A 20,496-nucleotide genomic window follows, 5' to 3' on the forward strand; every position below is an offset into this window, starting at 1 on the left:
GATGATATGAGTTGGAAAGATGTAGTAATAAAATGGGAAAAGTTTGAAGGTTTAGAAGATTATTTGAAAACACAATTAGAAAACTTTTCTGAAGAAGAAAAAGAAGAAGCATTTTATGCTCCATTAGAATTTGGAACAGCAGGAATGCGTGGGATTGTTGGACCAGGGATTAATCGTATGAATATTTATACAGTTCGTCAAGCAACAGAAGGATTAGCAAGATTAATTGAAACATATGGAGAAGAAGCGAAAAAACGTGGGGTAGCAATTGCCCATGATTCTCGTCATTTCTCTCCTGAATTTGCATTAGAGTCTGCAAAAGTTTTAGTAAAACATGGGATTAAAGCTTATGTATTTGAAGATTTAAGACCAACACCTGAGTTATCTTATGCAGTACGTCACTTGCATACATTTGCAGGAATTATGATTACAGCTAGTCATAATCCAGCTGCGTATAATGGATATAAAGTATATGGTGAAGATGGTGGACAAATGCCTCCAAAAGATGCAGATGCCCTAACAGAATATGTACGCCAAGTTGAAAATCCATTAGCAGTAGATGTAGTAACAAAAGAAGAATTAGAACAATCCGCATTATTTGAATGGATTGGTGAAGCCGTAGATACTGCTTACTTAGAAGAAATTAAATCAGTTTCAGTAAATCCATCTTTATTATCGGATACAAAAGATTTATCTGTTGTTTATACTCCATTACACGGCACAGGTTTAATGTTAACAAAACGTGCATTAGATCAAGCCGGCTTTACAGGATTACAAATTGTATCTGAACAAGCTGTGCCAGACGGAGACTTTACAACGGTAAAATCTCCTAACCCTGAAGAAGCGGGTGCATTTGAATATGCGATTCGTTTAGGAGAAGAAACAAAAGCAGATGTCTTATTAGCAACAGACCCAGATGCAGATAGAATGGGTGCTGCCGTTCGTCAACCAGATGGTACTTACCAAGTCATTACTGGAAACCAAATTGCAGCGATTTTATTAGATTATTTATTATTTGCACATCAAAAAGCAGGAACATTACCAATGAATGCCGCTGCTGTAAAATCAATAGTATCTAGTGAATTACCAACAGTCATTGCAGAACATTATGGTGCGAAAATGGTCAATGTATTAACTGGATTCAAATTTATTGCAGAACAAATTAAAAACTACGAAGAAACAAATGCTCATACATTTATGTTTGGTTTTGAAGAAAGTTATGGATATTTAGTTCAGCCATTTGTTCGTGATAAAGATGCGATTCAAGCAGTGTTGTTATTAACAGAAGTAGCAGCTCACTTCAAGAGTGAAGGTAAAACATTGTATGATGGTCTTCAAGCTTTATATGAAAAATATGGTTATTTCTTAGAAAAAACTATTTCTGTAACGGTTCAAGGATTAGAAGGCCCTGCTAAAATTAAAGCTTTATTAGATGGATTACGTAAAGAAGTTCCTTCTAACTTTGGAGGCATTAAAGTAGCTGTAGCACAAGATTTCGCAGTGAACCAACAGGTAGATTCACAAGGGGTTACTTCTGAAATTGGCTTACCAACTTCAAATGTATTGAAATATATTTTAGAAGATGGTTCATGGATTGCAGTAAGACCTAGTGGTACAGAGCCTAAAATTAAGTTCTACATGGGTGTAAAAGCTGCTACTCAAGAGGAAGCACAAGAAAAACTAGTTAAATTTCAAAAAGATTTGGATGCTTACATTTAAGATTAGATGAATCATATTAGACTTCTCAGAAGTAGTAAAGGAAAATAGCCGTAATGGTGTCTCATTCCTAATGCTACATAGAGAAGTCTTTTTTTGTTAGGGACTCGGTTTTTGCTTCAAAAAGAAAATTTTAGGATTTTTTCCAAAAAACTCTTGCTACTTTGTGATGAGAGGAGTAAACTAATAGTAGGAATAAAACATTGATAAATAAAGAAACTACATAAAAAAGTTTATTCATTTTGAAGGTATTTAAGTGTGGAACTGATGGTTGAAAAAGGGGCTAGGCAACTAGCCCCTTTTGCCGTAAAAAAAGAGTTTGGAAAGTTTGTACAAACAATGAAAACTGGTGTACAATGAATGTAACTAAAATGAAAAGAGGGGTATGGAACCATGAAATTCCGTTATCATGATGATAGTTTAACGCTGCATACTGACTTGTATCAAATTAATATGATGAAGACTTATTGGGAAACAGGTCTTCATGAGAAAAAAGCGATTTTTGAAGCTTATTTTAGAAAGTTACCGTTTGAAAATGGATATGCGATTTTTGCAGGTTTAGAACGTTTAGTTCACTATATTGAAGATTTAACATTTAGTACTACAGACTTAGAGTATTTAAGAAGTTTAGAGATTTATCCAGAAGAATTTTTAGATTTTTTAAAAAACTTTACATTTAAAGGAAATATTCATTCTGCTGTTGAAGGAGAACTAGTATTTGCAAATGAACCATTAGTTCAAGTGGAAGGAACTCTTGCAGAATGTCAATTAATTGAAACAGCTTTATTAAATATTATTAATTTTCAAACATTGATTGCCACAAAAGCTTCACGTATTCGAACAGTAGCAGGAGATGATCCAGTATTAGAATTTGGAACAAGACGAGCACAAGAATTAGATGCAGCTCTTTGGGGAACAAGAGCAGCATATATTGGGGGATGTAATGCGACAAGTAATGTTCGAGCTGGAAAAATGTTTGGAATTCCGGTTTCAGGAACTCATGCGCATTCTCTAGTCCAAGCGTATCGTGACGATTATGAAGCATTTAAGGCTTATGCTTCTACTCATCGTGATTGTGTATTTTTAGTCGATACGTATGATATTTTACGTTCAGGTGTTCCAAATGCCATTCGTGTAGCGAAGGAATTCGGAGATAAAATTAATTTCTTAGGCGTTCGTATTGATAGCGGGGACATGGCGTATATGTCGAAAAAAGTTCGTCAACAATTGGATGATGCAGGCTTTACAGAAGCTAAAATTTATGCTTCAAGTGATTTAGACGAAAAAACAGTTCTAAACTTAAAAATGCAAGGTGCTAAAATTGATGTTTGGGGAATCGGAACACGATTAATTACAGCTTATGATCAACCAGCGTTAGGCTGTGTTTATAAATTAGTAGCGATTGAAGATGAACATGGTGAAATGGTTCCAACTGTGAAAATTTCTAATAATGCAGAAAAAGTTTCAACACCAGGTAAAAAACAAGTATGGCGTATTACACGCAAGAGTGATGGAAAATCTGAAGGGGACTATATTGCATTATGGCATGAACGTCCAGATGAATTAGAAGAGTTGTATATGTTCCATCCAGTTTACACATACATTAATAAAACAGTGACGGATTTTGATGCTCGTCCAATTTTACAATCGATTTTTGAACAAGGAAAATTAGTCTATACATTACCTTCATTAAAAGAAATTAAAGCGTATAAAGATGAACAAGTAGAAGCGTTATGGGATGAATATAAGCGTATCTTAAACCCAGAACAATACCCAGTCGACTTATCTACAGAAACCTATCAACAAAAATTAGCAAGTATTGAAGCTATTCGTGCAGAAGTAAAAGAAAAATCTAGTCGCTTAGGGTAGCCAGATAGAAAAGGAAATAATCATGAGACCATTACAACAAGAAATTATTGAAACATTAAAAGTACAACCGAAAATTGATGTTCAACAAGAAGTTGGAAGAACGATTCAATTTTTAAAAGAGTATTTAGTCAAATATCCTTTTTTAAAAGGATATGTATTAGGGATTAGTGGTGGACAAGACTCTACTCTGGCGGGTAAATTAGCTCAGTTAGCGATTGATGAATTGAATCAAGAATATCCAGAAAAAGAGTATCATTTTTACGCCGTTCGTCTGCCTTATGGAATTCAAGCAGATGAACAAGATGCAATGGATGCTATTGAATTTATGCAAGCAGCAGATATATTGCGTGTGGATATTAAGCCTGCAGTGGATGCATCTATGAATAGTATTACAAGTTTAGGATTACCAATTAGTGACTTTAATAAAGGAAATATTAAAGCTCGAGAACGAATGATTGCACAATATGCGATTGCAGGTCAAACAGGCTGTGCTGTGATAGGTACGGATCACGCGGCAGAATCTGTAACAGGATTTTATACAAAATTTGGCGATGGTGGAGCAGATATTTTACCATTATGGCGCTTAAATAAACGACAAGGACGTCAGTTATTAGAATATTTAGGAGCTCCGGAACATTTATATTTAAAACAACCGACGGCAGATTTAGAAGAAGAACGTCCGTCACTTCCAGATGAAGTAGCTTTAGGTGTGACGTATGAAGCAATTGATGATTATCTTGAAGGAAAAGAAGTTGCAGAAAAAGATGCTCAAACTATTGAAAGTTGGTATATCAAATCAGAACATAAACGTCATTTACCAATTACAATTTATGATGATTTTTGGAAATAATCTAAAAAATAAAACTCTATTAGATAGGATGATTCCGACTCTAATAGAGTTTTTTGTTGCTTTATTGTTCTAAAGGTTGACCTGTTTTGTTCAGTTGAGTAACTTTTGAAAAGAAATCTTCTCTTAAACGGATTAATAATTGATTTTGGAATGTCTTTTCTAGATGATCTAGAGTTGCAAAGATATGTTTAGCAAGTTCTAAACCATAGACATCATTTTGACGAAGGAAATTACAGGAACGTTCCATAGAAAGAGCAATAAATTGCGTCAATTTCATGCTTAGTTCTGGAAAAGCATTCATCACTTCGAGCGTTTTTAATGCTAATTTTTCTGCTTTATCATAATGACCTTGAATTGAGTAGTTTTTGACTCCTGCTCGAAGGGCTGCGAGATAGTATTCAGAAGCACGAGTGTAATGGTATTCCGTTTGGTTTTTTAAAACATCTAGTAAATGATAAAGCCTGTAATCTAAAAATTCAATCGAAAAATGGGAAATGATAGCAGAAAATACATTCACCTCAACGTAGTTCCAGTATTCAACTTTAGTAAGATAAGCTTTGATATATTCCAATTCTTCATAGTCTTTTGGTGTTAAAAGAGAGTCTCCAACAATAGAGGCAATTCCAAATTTACTAACAACTCGATTGGCAATAATGAAGTGTTCTGCAATACTGGAATCTTCTAAAGGTTGGTTTAGAAGATCTAGGGCCTTTTTATATTCTCGTTTGGAAACTAAATTAGCTACTTCAACTTGACGTTTATGAAATTCAGAAGGAAACATTTGAGCTCTAATTTTATCGAAAGTCTCTTTATCAATTCCGACATTGTCAATGATTTCTTCGAATTTTTGAATGGTAATACGAGATTTTCCTTGTTCAAATTGTCTTAAAAAGTGTGGAGTAACTGTGGTACCTGCAGCTTCTTTTTGAGTAATTCCTCTATCTTCACGAATTTTTTTAAAAACTAGCCCATAAATACTTTCATCGTTCATACTTATTCCTCCTATATGTATGCGTTATTTAATGTGATTATAACAAATATGAAAGTGTTTTTTAAGAAAAGGTATGTATAGTTTCTTTTTCGGGATAAAAATGTGAAAACAATTTTTAATAGGGTAAACATAGTTACGCTTTTAAACTATTTATCAATAAATTCGTTATACTCCAACTGTAAGAAATCAAAATAAAAGGAGATGTTTCTAATGAAACTACAAAAGAAAATTGCAATGTTAGGAGTTGCTTTAGCAACAACAGGAATGTTGGCAGTATCAAACATGTCGAGTGTTTCTGCGAAAGAGGAAGTTTTTAATTCTCATGTCGTTTTGGAATCTGTAAACGGACATGAGCCAACTCTCCGTTTTTTAGAGTATGCTTTTGTTTATAGTAACCAAACAAATCCAGAAGCGATTATTGATTTTGGAAATAGAAAAGTTACGGTTCCTGAACGTTTGAAGGAAGTACCTCTTTCAAAATACGAAAAGTCTTTTAGTTTTAAAGGAGAACAATTGGTACAAGTTAGAAATAATGCTATTAAAAAGCTTAAAGGTTTGGTTGGGAAAAAAGGTGTCTGGAAACAAACTGAACAAGGCTGGCACTATGTAATTTGGTATGGTAATGGGGGAGTTGCTGCTGAAGGATGGATTCAAGACGGTGGAAATTGGTACTATTTAGGTACAAACGGAGTAATGGTAACTGGTTGGGCTCAAGTTAATGGCAACTGGTATTACTTACAACCTTCAGGAGCAATGGTAACTGGCTGGGTTAAAGTTGATGGCAACTGGTATTACTTAGATGAGTCCGGAGCAATGAAAACAGGTTGGTTTGAAGTTGGTGGTAAATGGTACTATGCTTATGCATCAGGAGCATTAGCTGTAAATACAACAATTGATGGATATACTGTCAATGGAAATGGTGAATGGGTTTAATTTTTTGTAGACTAAAAATAAATAAAAAGGATTATAGAATTAGGTGACTTCGTGTTACCTAATTTTTTTATGACTAAAATTGAAAATCGTTAAATAGCTATATTCATTTCAAAAAAAATCTGTTACAATACTGGTAATGACAAGTTGAGGGAGGAAGCCTTATGGACATTAAAATTGTAAAAAATCAAGAAGAAGGCGCATTAGTTGCATTTGAAGTATTTAAAGAAGCCTATGAAAAGGGAGCAAAGGTTTTTGGCTTAGCAACAGGGTCAAGTCCTCTTGGTTTATATGAAAAAATTCGTCAAAGTTCATTAAATTTTTCGGATAGAATTTCTGTAAATTTAGATGAATATGCAGGATTATCAAATGAAGATGGACATAGTTATCACTATTTTATGAATGAGCAATTATTTGAAGCAAAACCATTTTTAAAGAGCTACTTACCAAATGGTTTAGCAGAAGATATTGATGCTGAAGTGGAACGTTATGAAAAAATTTTACAAGACAATCCTGTTGACTTCCAACTATTGGGGATAGGGAGTAATGCCCATATTGGATTCAATGAACCAGGAACACCATTTACACAAAGAACACATAAAGTAGCCTTGGCAAAAGCAACAATCGAAGCGAATAAACGTTTCTTTGAGCGTGAAGAAGATGTACCAAGATTTGCTTATTCAATGGGACTACAATCGATTATGGATGCAAAACAAATTGTGTTAATTGCATTCGGGGAAAAGAAAGCACAAGCAATTTTAGATACGGTAAAAGGGGAAGTTACAACAGATGTACCTGCAAGTATTTTACAAAAACATCCTAATGTAACTATTATCGTTGATGAAGCTGCAGCTGCATTATTAAATAGATAATGAAATAGGGTATACATTTACACGGGAAAAGGTTTAGAAGAAAAAGGAGAGCGATAAGATGGTAAAATTAGTTTTTGCTCGCCATGGCCAGTCAGAATGGAATAAGGCCAATCTCTTCACTGGTTGGGCGGATGTTGATTTGTCTGAAAAGGGGATTCAACAAGCAATTGATGCTGGAAAATTAATTAAAGAAGCAGGGATTGAATTTGATCAAGCCTATACGTCAGTGCTAAAACGTGCCATTAAAACAACGGATTTGGCATTGGAAGCTTGTGATCAATTATGGGTTCCTGTTGAAAAGTCATGGCGTTTAAATGAACGTCATTATGGTGGATTAACGGGGAAAAATAAAGCAGAGGCTGCTGAAAAATTTGGAGATGAACAAGTTCATATTTGGCGTCGTTCCTATGATGTGTTACCTCCAAAAATGGATCGTGATGATGAATATTCAGCACATGGCGATCGTCGATATGCAAAGCTGGATGATTCTGTCATTCCAGATGCAGAAAATCTTAAAGTGACTCTGGAACGTGTTCTTCCATTCTGGGAGGATAAAATTGCTCCAGATTTAAAAGCTGGTAAAAATATTTTAGTTGGTGCACATGGAAATTCTATTCGTGCATTAGTAAAACATATTAAAGGATTGTCAGATGATGAAATTATGGGAGTGGAAATTCCAAATTTTCCACCTTTAGTATTTGAATTTGACGAAAACTTACATGTTGTTTCAGAATATTATTTAGGAAAATAATCTTCCAAAGCTTTGAAACTGAATCGTTATACCCTTAGGACTTATCAATTGAATGGTAAGTCCTTCATTATTTGATATAAGAATAGTTCATAATCTTTAAAAATTGTGAAAGTAATTTCTAATTTAAAGGGAAAATGAGAATAGATTATCGGATTTTTTGAAATTACTTTCAAAAAAACAAGTAGATATTGAAAATGTTTTCTTGTAGAAGTATACTATTCTTGTAAAGGCTTTTATAAAACTATAAAGGAGGCTGAATATGAGTATTCAAGGGCAATTAATCGTATCTTGCCAAGCGTTGCCACATGAACCGTTGCATAGCGATTTTATTATGGCTCGTATGGCAGTCGCAGCGAAGGAAGGAGGAGCAAAAGGGATTCGAGCAAATTCTGTTATCGATATCAAAGCAATCAAACAAGCAGTTGATTTACCAGTAATTGGAATTATTAAAAGAGATTATAATGATGCAGATGTTTATATTACAGCTACTATTAAAGAAGTAGACGAATTAATGGAAGCAAAACCAGAGATTATTGCATTGGATGCAACCATTTCTACTCGTCCAAATGGACAAAGTTTAGATGAATTTTATAAAGAAATCCGTCAAAAATATCCAGAACAAAAATTAATGGCAGACTGTTCAACGGTAGATGAAATGATTCATGCAGATGAATTAGGATTTGATTACATTGGTAGTACGTTAGTAGGATATACCGAACAAAGTAAAGGAGATAAAATCGAAGCAAACGATTTTGAAATTCTTCGAGAAGTCTTAAAAGTCATTAAACATCCTCTCATTGCAGAGGGAAATATCGATACACCTGAAAAGGTGAAACGTGTACTAGAATTAGGTGCATATAGTGTAGTAGTTGGTTCAGCTATTACAAGACCTCAATTAATTACAAAGAAATTTGTAGAGGCAATTCATTCATAAAAGGAAAATAAATTTTTAGGAGGAAACCATATGTTTAAAGTATTACAAAAAATTGGTAAAGCCTTTATGTTGCCGATTGCTATTTTACCGGCAGCTGGTTTGTTATTAGGGATTGGTGGTGCGTTGTCAAATCCAACGACAGTAGCTACTTATCCAGTATTGAATAATCGTGCACTGCAAGCTATTTTCACAGTGATGAGCTCAGCAGGGGAAGTTGTATTTGCGAATTTAGCATTATTACTCTGCGTAGGTTTGTGTATTGGTTTAGCAAAACGTGATAAAGGTACAGCAGCACTAGCTGGTGTTACTGGATATTTCGTAATGACAGCAACAATCAAAGCTCTTGTTAAATTATTTATGGCTGAAGGAGCTGCCATTGATACAGGTGTAGTTGGTGCTATCGTAGTAGGTTCTGTAGCGGTTTATTTACATAATCGTTATAGCAATATTCAATTACCTCAATTCTTAGGATTCTTTGGAGGTAGCCGTTTTGTTCCAATCGTAACTTCATTTGCTTCAATTGTAGTCGGAGGAATTTTCTTTATAATTTGGCCTCCATTCCAACAATTATTAGTATCAACTGGTGGCTATATTTCTCAAGCTGGACCATTTGGAACATTCTTATATGGATTCTTAATGCGTCTAAGTGGTGCGGTTGGGTTACACCATATGATTTACCCATTATTCTGGTATACAGAATTAGGAGGAGTGGCAACTGTTGCTGGTCAATCTGTAGCAGGAGCTCAAAAAATCTTCTTTGCTCAATTAGCAGATCCAACACATGTTGGTCTATTTACTGAAGGAACTCGTTTCTTCGCAGGTCGTTTCTCTACAATGATGTTTGGTCTTCCAGCAGCCTGCTTAGCAATGTATCACTGTGTTCCAAAAGATCGTCGTAAAAAATATGCAGGTTTATTCTTTGGGGTAGCTTTAACATCATTCATTACTGGTATTACAGAACCAATTGAATTTATGTTCTTATTCGTAAGTCCAGCACTTTATGTTGTTCACGCATTCTTAGATGGTGTAAGCTTCTTTATTGCTGATATCTTAAATATTTCAATCGGTAATACATTCTCAGGTGGGGTTATCGACTTTACATTATTCGGGGTATTACAAGGTAATGATAAAACAAATTGGCTATTACAAATTCCATTTGGTTTAGTATGGAGTGTTCTATACTATGTAGTATTCAGATGGTTTATCGTTCAATTTAACGTTGCAACTCCAGGACGTTTAGATGAAGAGTTAGCAGATGATGCACAACCGGTTGTAGAAACAAAAGATTCTTTAAAAGAAGATAGCGTTCGTATTATCGAAGCTTTAGGTGGATCAGAAAATATTGAAGATGTAGATGCATGTATTACTCGTTTACGTGTAGCTGTTCGTTCAGTCGATAAAGTAGATAAAGCGACACTAAAAGCAATTGGTGCGGTAGATGTATTAGAAGTTAAAGGTGGAGTTCAAGCTATCTACGGTGCAAAAGCAATTCTATATAAAAACAATATTAACGAAATTTTAGGTGTAGATGATTAATTCCATCAACACGATTTGAAAAGCTAGGGGATGAATTTCTCCTAGCTTTTTATTTTCAAAACACGAAAGACGTAAAATGTGATACACTAATACTATCCAAAAGGTAAGGGAGTAACATTTATGATTTCGTTTGAAAAGAAAGTCACACCATTAATTGAATCAATCTATGACACACTAACTCCTAATGAAAAAACGATTGCTCAATATTTCTTGGAACAAAATGCAACAGATGAATCTTTATCAGCAAGAGCAGTATCGGGGCGGTTATTTGTGTCTATTCCTTCATTGACACGCTTTGCTCAAAAATGTGGTTATAAAGGATATCGTCAATTTATTTATGATTATCAAGAAAGTAAAAAAGAAGGACAAATGATTCATAATGATTTAACAAAGAAAGTGTTAACAGATTATGAGGAATTATTATCAAAATCTTTTTCGTTAATAGATGAATCACAAGTGATTAAAGTTTGTAGTTTGTTGAATAATGCTAAGCGAGTATATATTTATGGACAAGGAAGTTCGGGCTTAGCAGCTCACGAAATGAAATTTAGATTTATGAGATTAGGAATGATATGTGAAGCAATTACGGATTTACATACGATGTTAATGAATCGAGTTCTTGTTGATGAAGACTGTTTAGTCATTGGGATTTCCGTTTCTGCTAATGCAAGTGTTGTTGAAGCAGTTCGACAAGCCAAAAAACAAGGAGCAAAGACGGTGTTAATCACTTCAAAAAGAAGTGAAGACAGTGGGAAAGCATGTGATGAGTTAGTTTTAATAGCGATGAAAAATGCATTAGAACAAGGTGGATTGATTTCACCACAATTTCCTATTTTAGTTATGATTGATATTTTTTATAGTTATTATAAGGAAATTGATAAGGATTATAAACATCATTTATTCTCGAATACATTGACAGCTTTAGGGGCAAAAGAAGATAAAAAAGAATAGGCATAAAGAAGATAAAGAACATGAAAGCGTTTTGTTCTTTATCTTTTTTTATATAAAAACAGGAATTTTTCAAAAATATTTTGGAATGCCTAAAAAACTCTTGACGAAAGAATTCATTTAAGGTAACCTAATTATTGGCATAAGAAATATGAGAAAAAGAAAGGAGATAGTCATGATTAAAGTTGAAAATCTTGGTGTATCATATGCAATGCAACCAGATGTACTAAAAGACTGTCATGTAGAAATAAATGGCCCGACAATTTTAGGAATAATTGGTCCTAATGGTGCAGGTAAATCTACCTTTTTAAAAGCAATTTTAGGATTAATTTCACACACGGGAAAAGTGACGTTCGATGGGAAAGAAGCGAGTCAATCATTAGAGAGAATTGCTTATGTTGAACAAAAGAGTAATCTTGATTTTACATTTCCAATTACCATTCGTGAGTGTGTAGCATTAGGGAAAAGTGTAAAAATGAAACCATTTCAGCGTTTAAATGCTCAAGATTGGAAAGATGTAGATGAAGCGATTGAAGAAGTTGGTTTAACAGAATTAGCCCATCGTCCGATAGGAGCATTGTCGGGAGGACAATTCCAAAGGGTATTATTAGCACGTTGTTTAGTGCAGAAAGCAGACTATATCTTCTTAGATGAACCATTTGTAGGGATTGATATGATGAGTGAAAAAGTAATTATGACTTTAATTCGTCAATGGAAAGAAGAAGGTAAAACGATTTTAATGGTACATCATGATTTATCGAAAGTGCGTGATTATTTTGATCAAGTTATTTTAGTGAATCGAGGAATTGTAGATAGTGGAAAAACTGAGGAAACATTTGTTCCTGAAAAAATTAGAAAAACTTACGGTGGAGAAGTTTTCGTAGCGCAAGGGGGACAAACTCATGAATAATTTTTTACAAGGATTAATGAATTATCATTTTGTGCAAAATGCATTAATTTCTTCCGTTTTAATTGGGGCAGTTGCCGGAATGATTGGATGTTTTATCATTCTTCGTGGGATGTCGTTAATGGGAGATGCGATTTCTCATGCGGTGTTACCAGGGGTAGCATTATCTTTTATTCTTGGAATTAACTTCTTCTTTGGAGCACTAGCATTTGGATTATTAGCATCCTTTATTATTGCCTTTATTAATCGAAATAGTGTCGTAAAAAGTGATACTGCGATAGGAATTACCTTTAGTTCATTTTTAGCTTTAGGAATTATTTTAATCGGTGTTGCGAAAAGTTCGACTGACTTATTCCATATTTTATTCGGGAATATTTTAGCAGTCCAAGATTTTGATTTATTGATTACGGCAATTGTGGGAATATTTGTTTTTGTAACGATTATTTCTTACTTTAAAGAATTACAAGTAACGAGTTTTGACCCAGTCTTTGCTCGTTCGGCAGGATTGAATGTATCATTCTATCATTACTTATTGATGTTTCTTTTAGCATTAGTTTCGATTACAGCAATGCAAAGTGTCGGAACAGTTATGATTGTAGCGTTACTGATTACACCAGCAGCAACAGCGTATTTATATTCGAAGAGTTTGAAAACCATGTTAGCTTTATCAGCGATGTTTGGTTCACTTTCTTCGATTGTTGGTTTAGTAATCGGCTATACGTTTAATATTGCAGTAGGATCAACCATTGTATTAACTGCTGCAGCTTTCTTTGTGATTAGTTTTATTGTATCACCAAAACAAAGGGAAGGTAGGAAAAAAGCATGAAAATCGGGAAATTATTAACAGTCGGTTTATTATCATTAGTTGGTTTTGCAGGATGTTCAACAAATTCAACATCATCAACTACAACAAAAAGTAATGAACCTAAAAAAGTACAAGTAGTAGCAACAAACTCTATCATTTATGATATTACAAAAAATGTTGCTGGAGATTTAGCGGACATTCACAGTATTGTTCCAGTTGGACAAGATCCACACGAATATGAACCATTACCTCAAGATGTTCAAAAAATTCATGATGCAGACCTAATTTTCTATAATGGAATTAACTTAGAAAATGCAGATGATGCTTGGTTTACAAAAATGGTTAAAAATGCTGGTAAAGTAGCAGATAAAGATTACTTTGCAGTAAGTGATGGCGTTGATGTAATTTACCTTGAAGGGGAAAAAGAAAAAGGTAAAGAAGACCCTCATGCATGGTTAAACATCGAAAATGGTGTGATTTATGCTAAAAATATTGCAAAACAATTAATTGCAAAAGATCCAGAACATAAAGATACTTACCAAAAGAATCTTGATAAATATGTTGCTGAGTTGGATAAATTAGATAAAGATGCAAAAGAACGTCTTGCTAAAATTCCAGAAGAGAAAAAATTAATTGTTACAAGTGAAGGATGCTTCAAGTACTTCTCTAAAGCTTATGGAGTTCCATCAGCTTACATCTGGGAAATTAATACTGAAGAAGAAGGTACTCCTGAACAAACAACTCGTTTAGTAGAAATTCTTAAAAAATCTAAAGTTCCTTCATTATTCGTTGAATCAAGTGTTGATGAACGTCCAATGAAGACAGTTTCACAAGAATCAGGTAAGCCAATTTATTCAACAATCTTTACTGACTCAATTGCTGAAAAAGGTAAAGATGGAGATAGCTACTTAAGCATGATGAAATGGAACTTAACAAAAATCATTGAAGGTTTAGAAAAATAATTAAGCAGTCTAATAGTATGGTGAGCTATAAAACTGCAAATAAGCCAGAGCTTTGAGCTCTGGCTTTTTTGCGGTTAAATTACTTTAATAACGCTGCCTGAGGGAATCGAACCCCCATTATAAGAACCGGAATCTTATGTGATATCCATTACACTAAGGCAGCTAAACAATGTAAGAATATTTTATCCAAATTTATATGAAAAAACAAGAAGAAACTCTTACAAAAAAAGACTAGAAATGACAAGGAATAGATAGGAGAGAGGGCATTTTGAAAAGAAAACAAGGTGAAACAAGGGACTAAAAGTGTCCCTTTAAATTTCTTTTTTAAAAAATATTAAACACTTTCAAGTTGCATTTTACAAAGATTGTTGGTACAATATTTTTGTAATTAAAAAAGTTTTCTATGTATAGATAACTAGTTTTTAGGGACGGTTTTTAGCCCAGTAATGAAATGAAGGGAATTGGAATTATGGATTGTATGACATTAATGCAACTTCTAGTCCCCGAAAGCAATCAATTGTTAAAAATTCGTTTCCAAATTTTGCGAGCGATACAACAAACACAACCGATTGGTCGAAGAGGGCTTGCTAAACAGTTGGAAATATCAGAACGTGTTCTTCGTTCTGAAACGGATATACTAAAAGAACAAGGTTTAATTACATATTCTGCAAAAGGAATGTTAGTCACGGATTTAGGGAAAGAGACTTATCTAGGATTAACAACGATTATTCAACAGTGTATTGAGATGACTACTTTTGAAAAGGAAGTTTCTAAAAAATTAGGAATTAGATTTTGTAAAGTGGTTCGAAGTAATCCTGATAAAGGGATGCAGATTAGTCATCAAGTACAGGAGTTAATGAAATGGATGTTGCCAGTTGATCAATCAATCGTAACAGTAACGGGTGGTAGAACGATGGCGACGGTAGCAGAATATTTTTCAAAAGAGATTTTACAACAAAGAGAGATTTCTTTTGTCCCTGCTAGAGGAGGAGTGGGAGGTTCCACTTTAATCCAAGCAAACAGTGTTAGTGAGAAGATGGCGACAAAAACAGGTGGAGAACATTTTTCATTATATGTTCCAGAACATGTAAGTAAAGAAACGTATTTACCGTTATTACAAGAACCATTAGTTTCGCAAACATTAACAATGATGAAACAAGCGAATTGCTTATTATATAGTGTTGGAAATGCAAGTGTTATGGCTGAAAGAAGAGGGTTGTTACCTCAAGAAAGTCAATTCATTGCCAATCAACGAGCAGTTGGTGAAGCGTTTGGTTGTTTCTTCGATGCAAAAGGAAAGGTCGTTTTTAAACTTCCACGAGTAGGTTTGCATCTTAGTGATTTAGAGTCAATTCCGCATAGTATTGCGATTGTGGAAGGCGCTCAAAAGGCAGAAGCATTAAAAGCTTATGCCAAATTAGCTCCTATCGATCGAACATGGTTTGTTATCGATGAGAGTTTAGCAAATATGGTTTTGAACGGGGTAACCCGCTAAAAATAAAAAAATATATTCCTAGGAGGAAAAACTATTATGACAGTTAAAGTTGGTATTAACGGTTTCGGACGTATTGGACGTTTAGCATTCCGTCGTATTCAAGAAGTGGAAGGATTAGAAGTTGTTGCAATCAACGACTTAACAGATGCTAAACAATTAGCACACTTATTAAAATACGATTCAACACAAGGACGTTTCAACGGAGAAGTTGAAGTATTAGAAGGCGCATTCCGCGTAAACGGTAAAGAAGTTAAAGTATTAGCTAACCGTAATCCTGAAGAATTACCATGGGGAGAACTAGGCGTTGATATCGTTTTAGAATGTACTGGTTTCTTCACTTCTAAAGAAAAAGCTGAATTACACTTAAAAGGTGGAGCTAAACGTGTTGTTATCTCTGCTCCTGGTGGTAACGATGTACCAACAGTTGTTTACAACGTAAACCACAACATTTTAACAGGTAAAGAAACAGTTATTTCTGGTGCATCATGTACTACAAACTGTTTAGCACCTATGGCTAAAGCTTTAAACGACAAATTCGGAATCGTTGAAGGTTTAATGACTACAATCCACGGTTACACTGGTGACCAAAATACATTAGACGCTCCACATCCAAAAGGAGACTTACGTCGTGCTCGTGCTGCAGCTGTAAACATCGTTCCTAACACAACTGGTGCTGCTAAAGCTATCGGTTTAGTAATTCCAGAATTAAACGGTAAATTAGATGGAGCTGCTCAACGTGTTCCTGTACCAACAGGTTCATTAACTGAATTAGTAACAGTATTAGAAAAACCAGTTACAGCTGAAGAAATTAACGCTGCTATGAAAGCTGCTGCAACTGAATCTTACGGATATACTGAAGAACCAATAGTATCTACTGATATCATTGGTATCACTTATGGATCATTATTTGATGCTACTCAAACTAAAGTAATGACTGTAGGAGACAAACAATTAGTTAAAACAGTTTCTTGGTACGATAACGAAATGTCATATACTGCACAATTAATTCGTACTTTACAATACTTTGCAAACTTATAATATAAAGTTTTGATTTAGCTAATCGTATCGAATTTTTCAGGGCGATGGGAGCATTCGCTTCCTCGCCCTGTTTTCATAATGTGGGTATTACACTCGCTCCAAATATTTAAAACTTAGGAGGCTATTCTATGGCTAAAAAAATTATAACAGATTTATCTGTTGGAGGAAAAAAAGTATTAGTACGTGTTGACTTCAACGTTCCATTAAAAAATGGAGTTATTACAGATGACAACCGTATCGTACAAGCATTACCAACTATTCAATATTTAATTGATAATCATGCTAAAGTAATTCTTTTTTCTCACTTAGGAAAAGTAAAATCTGAAGAAGATAAAGCTCGTTTAAGCTTACGTCCAGTTGCTGAACGTTTATCAGAATTATTGAAAAAAGAAGTAACATTTGTTCCAGAAACACGTGGAGAAGCGTTAGAAACAGCTATTAATGGTTTAGCTGAAGGAGATGTTTTATTATTTGAAAATACTCGTTTCGAAGATTTAGATGGTAAAAAAGAATCTAAAAACGATCCTGAGTTAGGAAAATATTGGGCATCTTTAGGAGAGTTGTTCGTAAATGATGCATTTGGTACAGCTCACCGTGCTCACGCATCTAACGTAGGGATTGCTAGTCAATTAGAATCAGCTGCAGGTTTCTTAATGGAAAAAGAAATTAAATTCATTGGGGGAGCAGTTGATACACCAGAACGTCCATTCGTAGCTATTTTAGGTGGAGCGAAAGTTTCAGATAAAATTGGAGTAATCGAAAGCTTAATTGATAAAGCTGATAAAGTGTTAATCGGTGGAGGAATGGCTTACACATTCTTCAAAGCTATGGGCCGTGAAGTAGGTCTATCATTATTAGAAGTAGATCGTATTGAATTAGCTAAACAAATTATGGAAAAAGCTGGCGACAAATTAGTGTTACCAATCGATAATGTAGTTGCTAAAGAATTTTCAAATGATGCAGTTGCTACAACTGTACCTTCTGATCAAATTCCAGCGGACCAAGAAGGGTTAGACGTTGGTCCTAAGACTGTAGAATTATTTGCTAGCTACTTAAAAGATGCAAAAACAGTTGTATGGAATGGACCAATGGGTGTGTTCGAATTACCTAACTTTGCTAAAGGAACAATCGGTGTTTGTGAAGCAATCGCAGATTTACAAGGTGCTACAACAATCATCGGTGGTGGAGATTCTGCAGCAGCAGCAATTTCTTTAGGATATGCAGATAAATTTACTCATATCTCAACTGGTGGGGGAGCTTCATTAGAATACTTAGAAGGTAAAGAATTACCTGGTGTAGCTTCAATTAGTGATAAATAATTAAAAATTATTGAAAAGGACTCACTGAAATGAATGTTCATTTTTGTGAGTCTGCTTCATAAACAATTTTAGGAGGAAGAATTATGCGTAAACCAATTATTGCAGGAAACTGGAAAATGAATAAAAATCCTAAAGAAACTCAAGCGTTTGTTGAGGCTTTAGCTGGAAAATTACCATCATCAGAAGTTGTTGAGTCTGCTGTAGCAGCTCCAGCAGTTGATTTATCTACTTTATTAGCTGCAGCTGAAGGTTCTGAATTAAAAGTAGCAGCGCAAAACTGCTATTTCGAACAAGAAGGTGCTTATACTGGAGAAACATCTCCAAAAGTATTATCAGAAATGGGTGTTCACTATGTTGTAATTGGACACTCAGAACGTCGTGAATATTTCCACGAAACTGATGCAGATATTAACAAAAAAGCAAAAGCAATTTTCGCAAATGGTATGTTACCAATTATCTGTTGTGGTGAAACATTAGAAACTTATGAAGCTGGTAAAGCTGCTGAGTTTGTAGGAGCACAAGTTTCTGCTGCATTAGAAGGATTATCAAATGAACAAGTTTCATCATTAGTAATCGCGTATGAACCAATTTGGGCAATCGGAACTGGTAAATCAGCTTCTCAAGATGATGCTCAAAAAATGTGTAAAGTAGTACGTGACGTTGTAGCGAAAGACTTCGGACAAGAAGTAGCAGACAAAGTTCGTGTACAATACGGTGGTTCTGTTAAACCTGAAAACATTAAAGAATATATGGCTTGTCCAGATGTGGATGGAGCTTTAGTAGGTGGAGCAAGCTTACAACCTGAATCATTCTTAGCTTTATTGGAGGCAGTAAAATAATGTCTAAATCACCAGTAGCGATTATTATCTTAGATGGTTTCGGATGGAGACCAGAAGTAGAAGGTAACGCTGTAGCACAAGCAAAGAAACCAAATTTTGACCGTTATTATAATGAATTTCCTCATACAACATTAAAAGCATCAGGTTTAGATGTAGGTCTACCAGATGGACAAATGGGGAACTCAGAAGTAGGCCATACAAATATTGGTGCAGGTCGTATTGTATACCAAAGCTTAACTCGTATTGATAAAGCAATTTTAGATGGTGAATTCGATACAAACCCAGCATTAAATGGTGCATTTAACCATGTATTAGAAAATGGTTCTGCATTACACTTGTTCGGATTATTATCTGATGGTGGTGTACACAGCCATATTAATCATTTATTAGCATTAATTGAAACTGCGAAGGCAAAGGGAATTTCTAAAGTATATGTTCATGCATTTATGGACGGACGTGATGTGGATCCAAAAGCTGGTCCAGCTTACATTAAGACTTTAGAAGAAAAAATTGCAGAAGTTGGAGTAGGTCAAATCGCAACTGTATCAGGTCGTTACTATGCAATGGACCGTGACAAACGTTGGGAACGTGTTCAATTAGCTTATGATGCCATTGCACATGCAAAAGGACCTCAATTTGAATCAGCTCAAGCAGTGATTGAACATAGTTATGCTGAAAATGTAACAGATGAATTTGTTATTCCATCAGTAATTGTTAAAGACGGACAACCAGTTGCGCAAATTGAAGAAAATGATGCAGTTATCTTCTTTAATTTCCGTCCTGACCGTGCGATTCAATTATCAAATGCATTCACAGATAAAGAGTGGACAAACTTTGATCGTGGTGAGCATGCTGCAAATGTTAAATTTGTGACAATGACATTATATAATCCAAGTGTGGATGCAGAAGTTGCATTCCCACCAATTCCTATGACAAATGTTTTAGGAGAAGTATTATCTAAAGCAGGATTAGCACAATTACGTATTGCTGAAACAGAGAAATATCCTCACGTTACATTCTTTATGAATGGTGGACGTAATGAAGAATTCACAGGAGAGAACCGTATTTTAATTCCTTCTCCAAAAGTTGCAACATATGACTTAAAACCTGAAATGAGTTGTTATGAAGTTGGAGATGCATTATATAATTCGATTCAAAACGATGAAAATGATGCAATCATCTTAAACTTCGCAAATCCAGATATGGTTGGACACTCAGGGATGTTAGAACCAACGATTAAAGCAATCGAAGCAGTGGATGAAAACTTAGGTAAAGTAGTGGATGCTATTTTAGCTAAAGGTGGTACTGCCATTATCTTTGCTGACCACGGTAACTCTGAAACAATGGTTACACCAGAAGGTACACCGCATACTGCCCATACAACAGTTCCAGTTCCAGTTATTGTAACGAAAAAAGGTATTACATTACGTGAGGGTGGTCGTTTAGCAGACGTTGCGCCAACAATGTTAGACTTATTGAATGTAGCAAAACCTGAAGAAATGACAGGCGAAAGCTTAATTCAAAAATAATCTTAAAAAAATAATTTCAATTTCAGGAAAATATTGCATATAAAGCATTTTTCGACTAAAATAGAAACGTACAAATAAATATAAAGGAGTTAATAAATCATGCCATTTATTACAGATGTATTAGCAAGAGAAGTATTAGATTCACGTGGTAACCCAACTATCGAAGTTGAAGTTTACACAGAAAGCGGAGCGTTCGGACGCGGTA

General features: G+C 34.7%; 18 protein-coding genes, 1 tRNA gene and 1 pseudogene. 18 read left to right on the forward strand and 2 right to left on the reverse strand.

The window, feature by feature from the left end:
* Nucleotides 1-6: 6 nt before the first annotated feature.
* The 3 genes from RYL55_RS04275 (at nt 7) to nadE (ending at nt 4,435) form a co-directional block, all read left to right on the forward strand.
* On the forward strand, nt 7-1,719 hold the full coding sequence (locus RYL55_RS04275; RefSeq protein WP_315007589.1) for a phospho-sugar mutase: 1,713 nt from the start codon (nt 7-9) through the stop codon (nt 1,717-1,719).
* A gap of 390 nt (nt 1,720-2,109) precedes the next feature.
* Nucleotides 2,110-3,585, forward strand: a complete 1,476-nt coding sequence (locus RYL55_RS04280; RefSeq protein WP_315007591.1) for a nicotinate phosphoribosyltransferase — start codon at nt 2,110-2,112, stop codon at nt 3,583-3,585.
* 22 nt (nt 3,586-3,607) lie between these two features.
* The gene (gene nadE, locus RYL55_RS04285; protein ID WP_314077251.1) at nt 3,608-4,435 is read left to right on the forward strand and encodes an ammonia-dependent NAD(+) synthetase; all 828 of its coding nucleotides are present in this window, start codon (nt 3,608-3,610) and stop codon (nt 4,433-4,435) included.
* A 61-nt stretch (nt 4,436-4,496) separates the two neighbouring features.
* Here nadE and RYL55_RS04290 read toward each other — a convergent pair whose 3' ends face one another.
* Nucleotides 4,497-5,426 (reverse strand): helix-turn-helix transcriptional regulator, encoded by a 930-nt coding sequence (locus RYL55_RS04290; protein WP_315007594.1) that lies wholly within the window; start codon nt 5,424-5,426, stop codon nt 4,497-4,499.
* A 576-nt stretch (nt 5,427-6,002) separates the two neighbouring features.
* On the opposite strand from RYL55_RS04290, the pseudogene RYL55_RS04295 reads away from it, so the two are divergent.
* The 9 genes and pseudogenes from RYL55_RS04295 to RYL55_RS04335 form a co-directional block, all read left to right on the forward strand.
* Nucleotides 6,003-6,359: pseudogene (locus RYL55_RS04295) on the forward strand (PspC family transcriptional regulator); the annotation flags it as partial.
* 161 nt (nt 6,360-6,520) lie between these two features.
* Nucleotides 6,521-7,228: a glucosamine-6-phosphate deaminase gene (locus tag RYL55_RS04300; RefSeq protein WP_315007596.1), complete on the forward strand. Its 708-nt coding sequence runs from the start codon at nt 6,521-6,523 to the stop codon at nt 7,226-7,228.
* Between the two features lie 58 nt (nt 7,229-7,286).
* Entirely contained in the window at nt 7,287-7,979 is a 693-nt protein-coding gene (locus tag RYL55_RS04305; protein WP_315007598.1) for a phosphoglycerate mutase, read from the forward strand.
* A 259-nt stretch (nt 7,980-8,238) separates the two neighbouring features.
* Nucleotides 8,239-8,913: an N-acetylmannosamine-6-phosphate 2-epimerase gene (locus RYL55_RS04310; protein WP_315007600.1), complete on the forward strand. Its 675-nt coding sequence runs from the start codon at nt 8,239-8,241 to the stop codon at nt 8,911-8,913.
* 30 nt (nt 8,914-8,943) lie between these two features.
* The gene (locus RYL55_RS04315) at nt 8,944-10,449 is read left to right on the forward strand and encodes a PTS transporter subunit EIIC (RefSeq protein ID WP_315007602.1); all 1,506 of its coding nucleotides are present in this window, start codon (nt 8,944-8,946) and stop codon (nt 10,447-10,449) included.
* 120 nt (nt 10,450-10,569) lie between these two features.
* Entirely contained in the window at nt 10,570-11,400 is an 831-nt protein-coding gene (locus RYL55_RS04320) for a MurR/RpiR family transcriptional regulator (protein WP_314112511.1), read from the forward strand.
* Between the two features lie 172 nt (nt 11,401-11,572).
* Entirely contained in the window at nt 11,573-12,307 is a 735-nt protein-coding gene (locus RYL55_RS04325; RefSeq protein WP_315007604.1) for a metal ABC transporter ATP-binding protein, read from the forward strand.
* Nucleotides 12,300-13,130 (forward strand): metal ABC transporter permease, encoded by an 831-nt coding sequence (locus tag RYL55_RS04330; protein ID WP_006703952.1) that lies wholly within the window; start codon nt 12,300-12,302, stop codon nt 13,128-13,130. The genes RYL55_RS04325 and RYL55_RS04330 overlap by 8 nt, the downstream gene beginning before the upstream one ends.
* On the forward strand, nt 13,127-14,071 hold the full coding sequence (locus RYL55_RS04335) for a metal ABC transporter substrate-binding protein (protein ID WP_315007606.1): 945 nt from the start codon (nt 13,127-13,129) through the stop codon (nt 14,069-14,071). The genes RYL55_RS04330 and RYL55_RS04335 overlap by 4 nt, the downstream gene beginning before the upstream one ends.
* A gap of 91 nt (nt 14,072-14,162) precedes the next feature.
* Here the strand turns inward: RYL55_RS04335 and RYL55_RS04340 are convergent.
* Nucleotides 14,163-14,234: transfer RNA gene (locus tag RYL55_RS04340), tRNA-Arg, on the reverse strand.
* 306 nt (nt 14,235-14,540) lie between these two features.
* On the opposite strand from RYL55_RS04340, the gene RYL55_RS04345 reads away from it, so the two are divergent.
* The 6 genes from RYL55_RS04345 to RYL55_RS04370 form a co-directional block, all read left to right on the forward strand.
* Nucleotides 14,541-15,566 (forward strand): sugar-binding domain-containing protein, encoded by a 1,026-nt coding sequence (locus RYL55_RS04345; RefSeq protein ID WP_315007608.1) that lies wholly within the window; start codon nt 14,541-14,543, stop codon nt 15,564-15,566.
* Between the two features lie 36 nt (nt 15,567-15,602).
* Nucleotides 15,603-16,604 carry a type I glyceraldehyde-3-phosphate dehydrogenase gene (gap, locus tag RYL55_RS04350; RefSeq protein WP_315007610.1) on the forward strand — a complete coding sequence of 334 codons (1,002 nt, stop codon included), beginning with the start codon at nt 15,603-15,605 and terminating at the stop codon, nt 16,602-16,604.
* 128 nt (nt 16,605-16,732) lie between these two features.
* On the forward strand, nt 16,733-17,923 hold the full coding sequence (locus RYL55_RS04355; protein WP_315007611.1) for a phosphoglycerate kinase: 1,191 nt from the start codon (nt 16,733-16,735) through the stop codon (nt 17,921-17,923).
* A gap of 80 nt (nt 17,924-18,003) precedes the next feature.
* On the forward strand, nt 18,004-18,762 hold the full coding sequence (tpiA, locus tag RYL55_RS04360; protein ID WP_040507405.1) for a triose-phosphate isomerase: 759 nt from the start codon (nt 18,004-18,006) through the stop codon (nt 18,760-18,762).
* Complete coding sequence (gene gpmI / locus RYL55_RS04365) at nt 18,762-20,291, forward strand: 2,3-bisphosphoglycerate-independent phosphoglycerate mutase (protein ID WP_315007613.1); 1,530 nt, start codon at nt 18,762-18,764, stop codon at nt 20,289-20,291. Before tpiA ends, gpmI begins: the two co-directional genes overlap by 1 nt.
* Nucleotides 20,292-20,390: 99 nt before the next feature.
* Nucleotides 20,391-20,496, forward strand: a 106-nt coding sequence (locus RYL55_RS04370; RefSeq protein ID WP_315007616.1) for a hypothetical protein, incomplete at its 3' end; no start/stop codon positions are given.

The organism is uncultured Granulicatella sp. (assembly GCF_963515615.1).
Lineage (GTDB): Bacteria > Bacillota > Bacilli > Lactobacillales > Aerococcaceae > Granulicatella.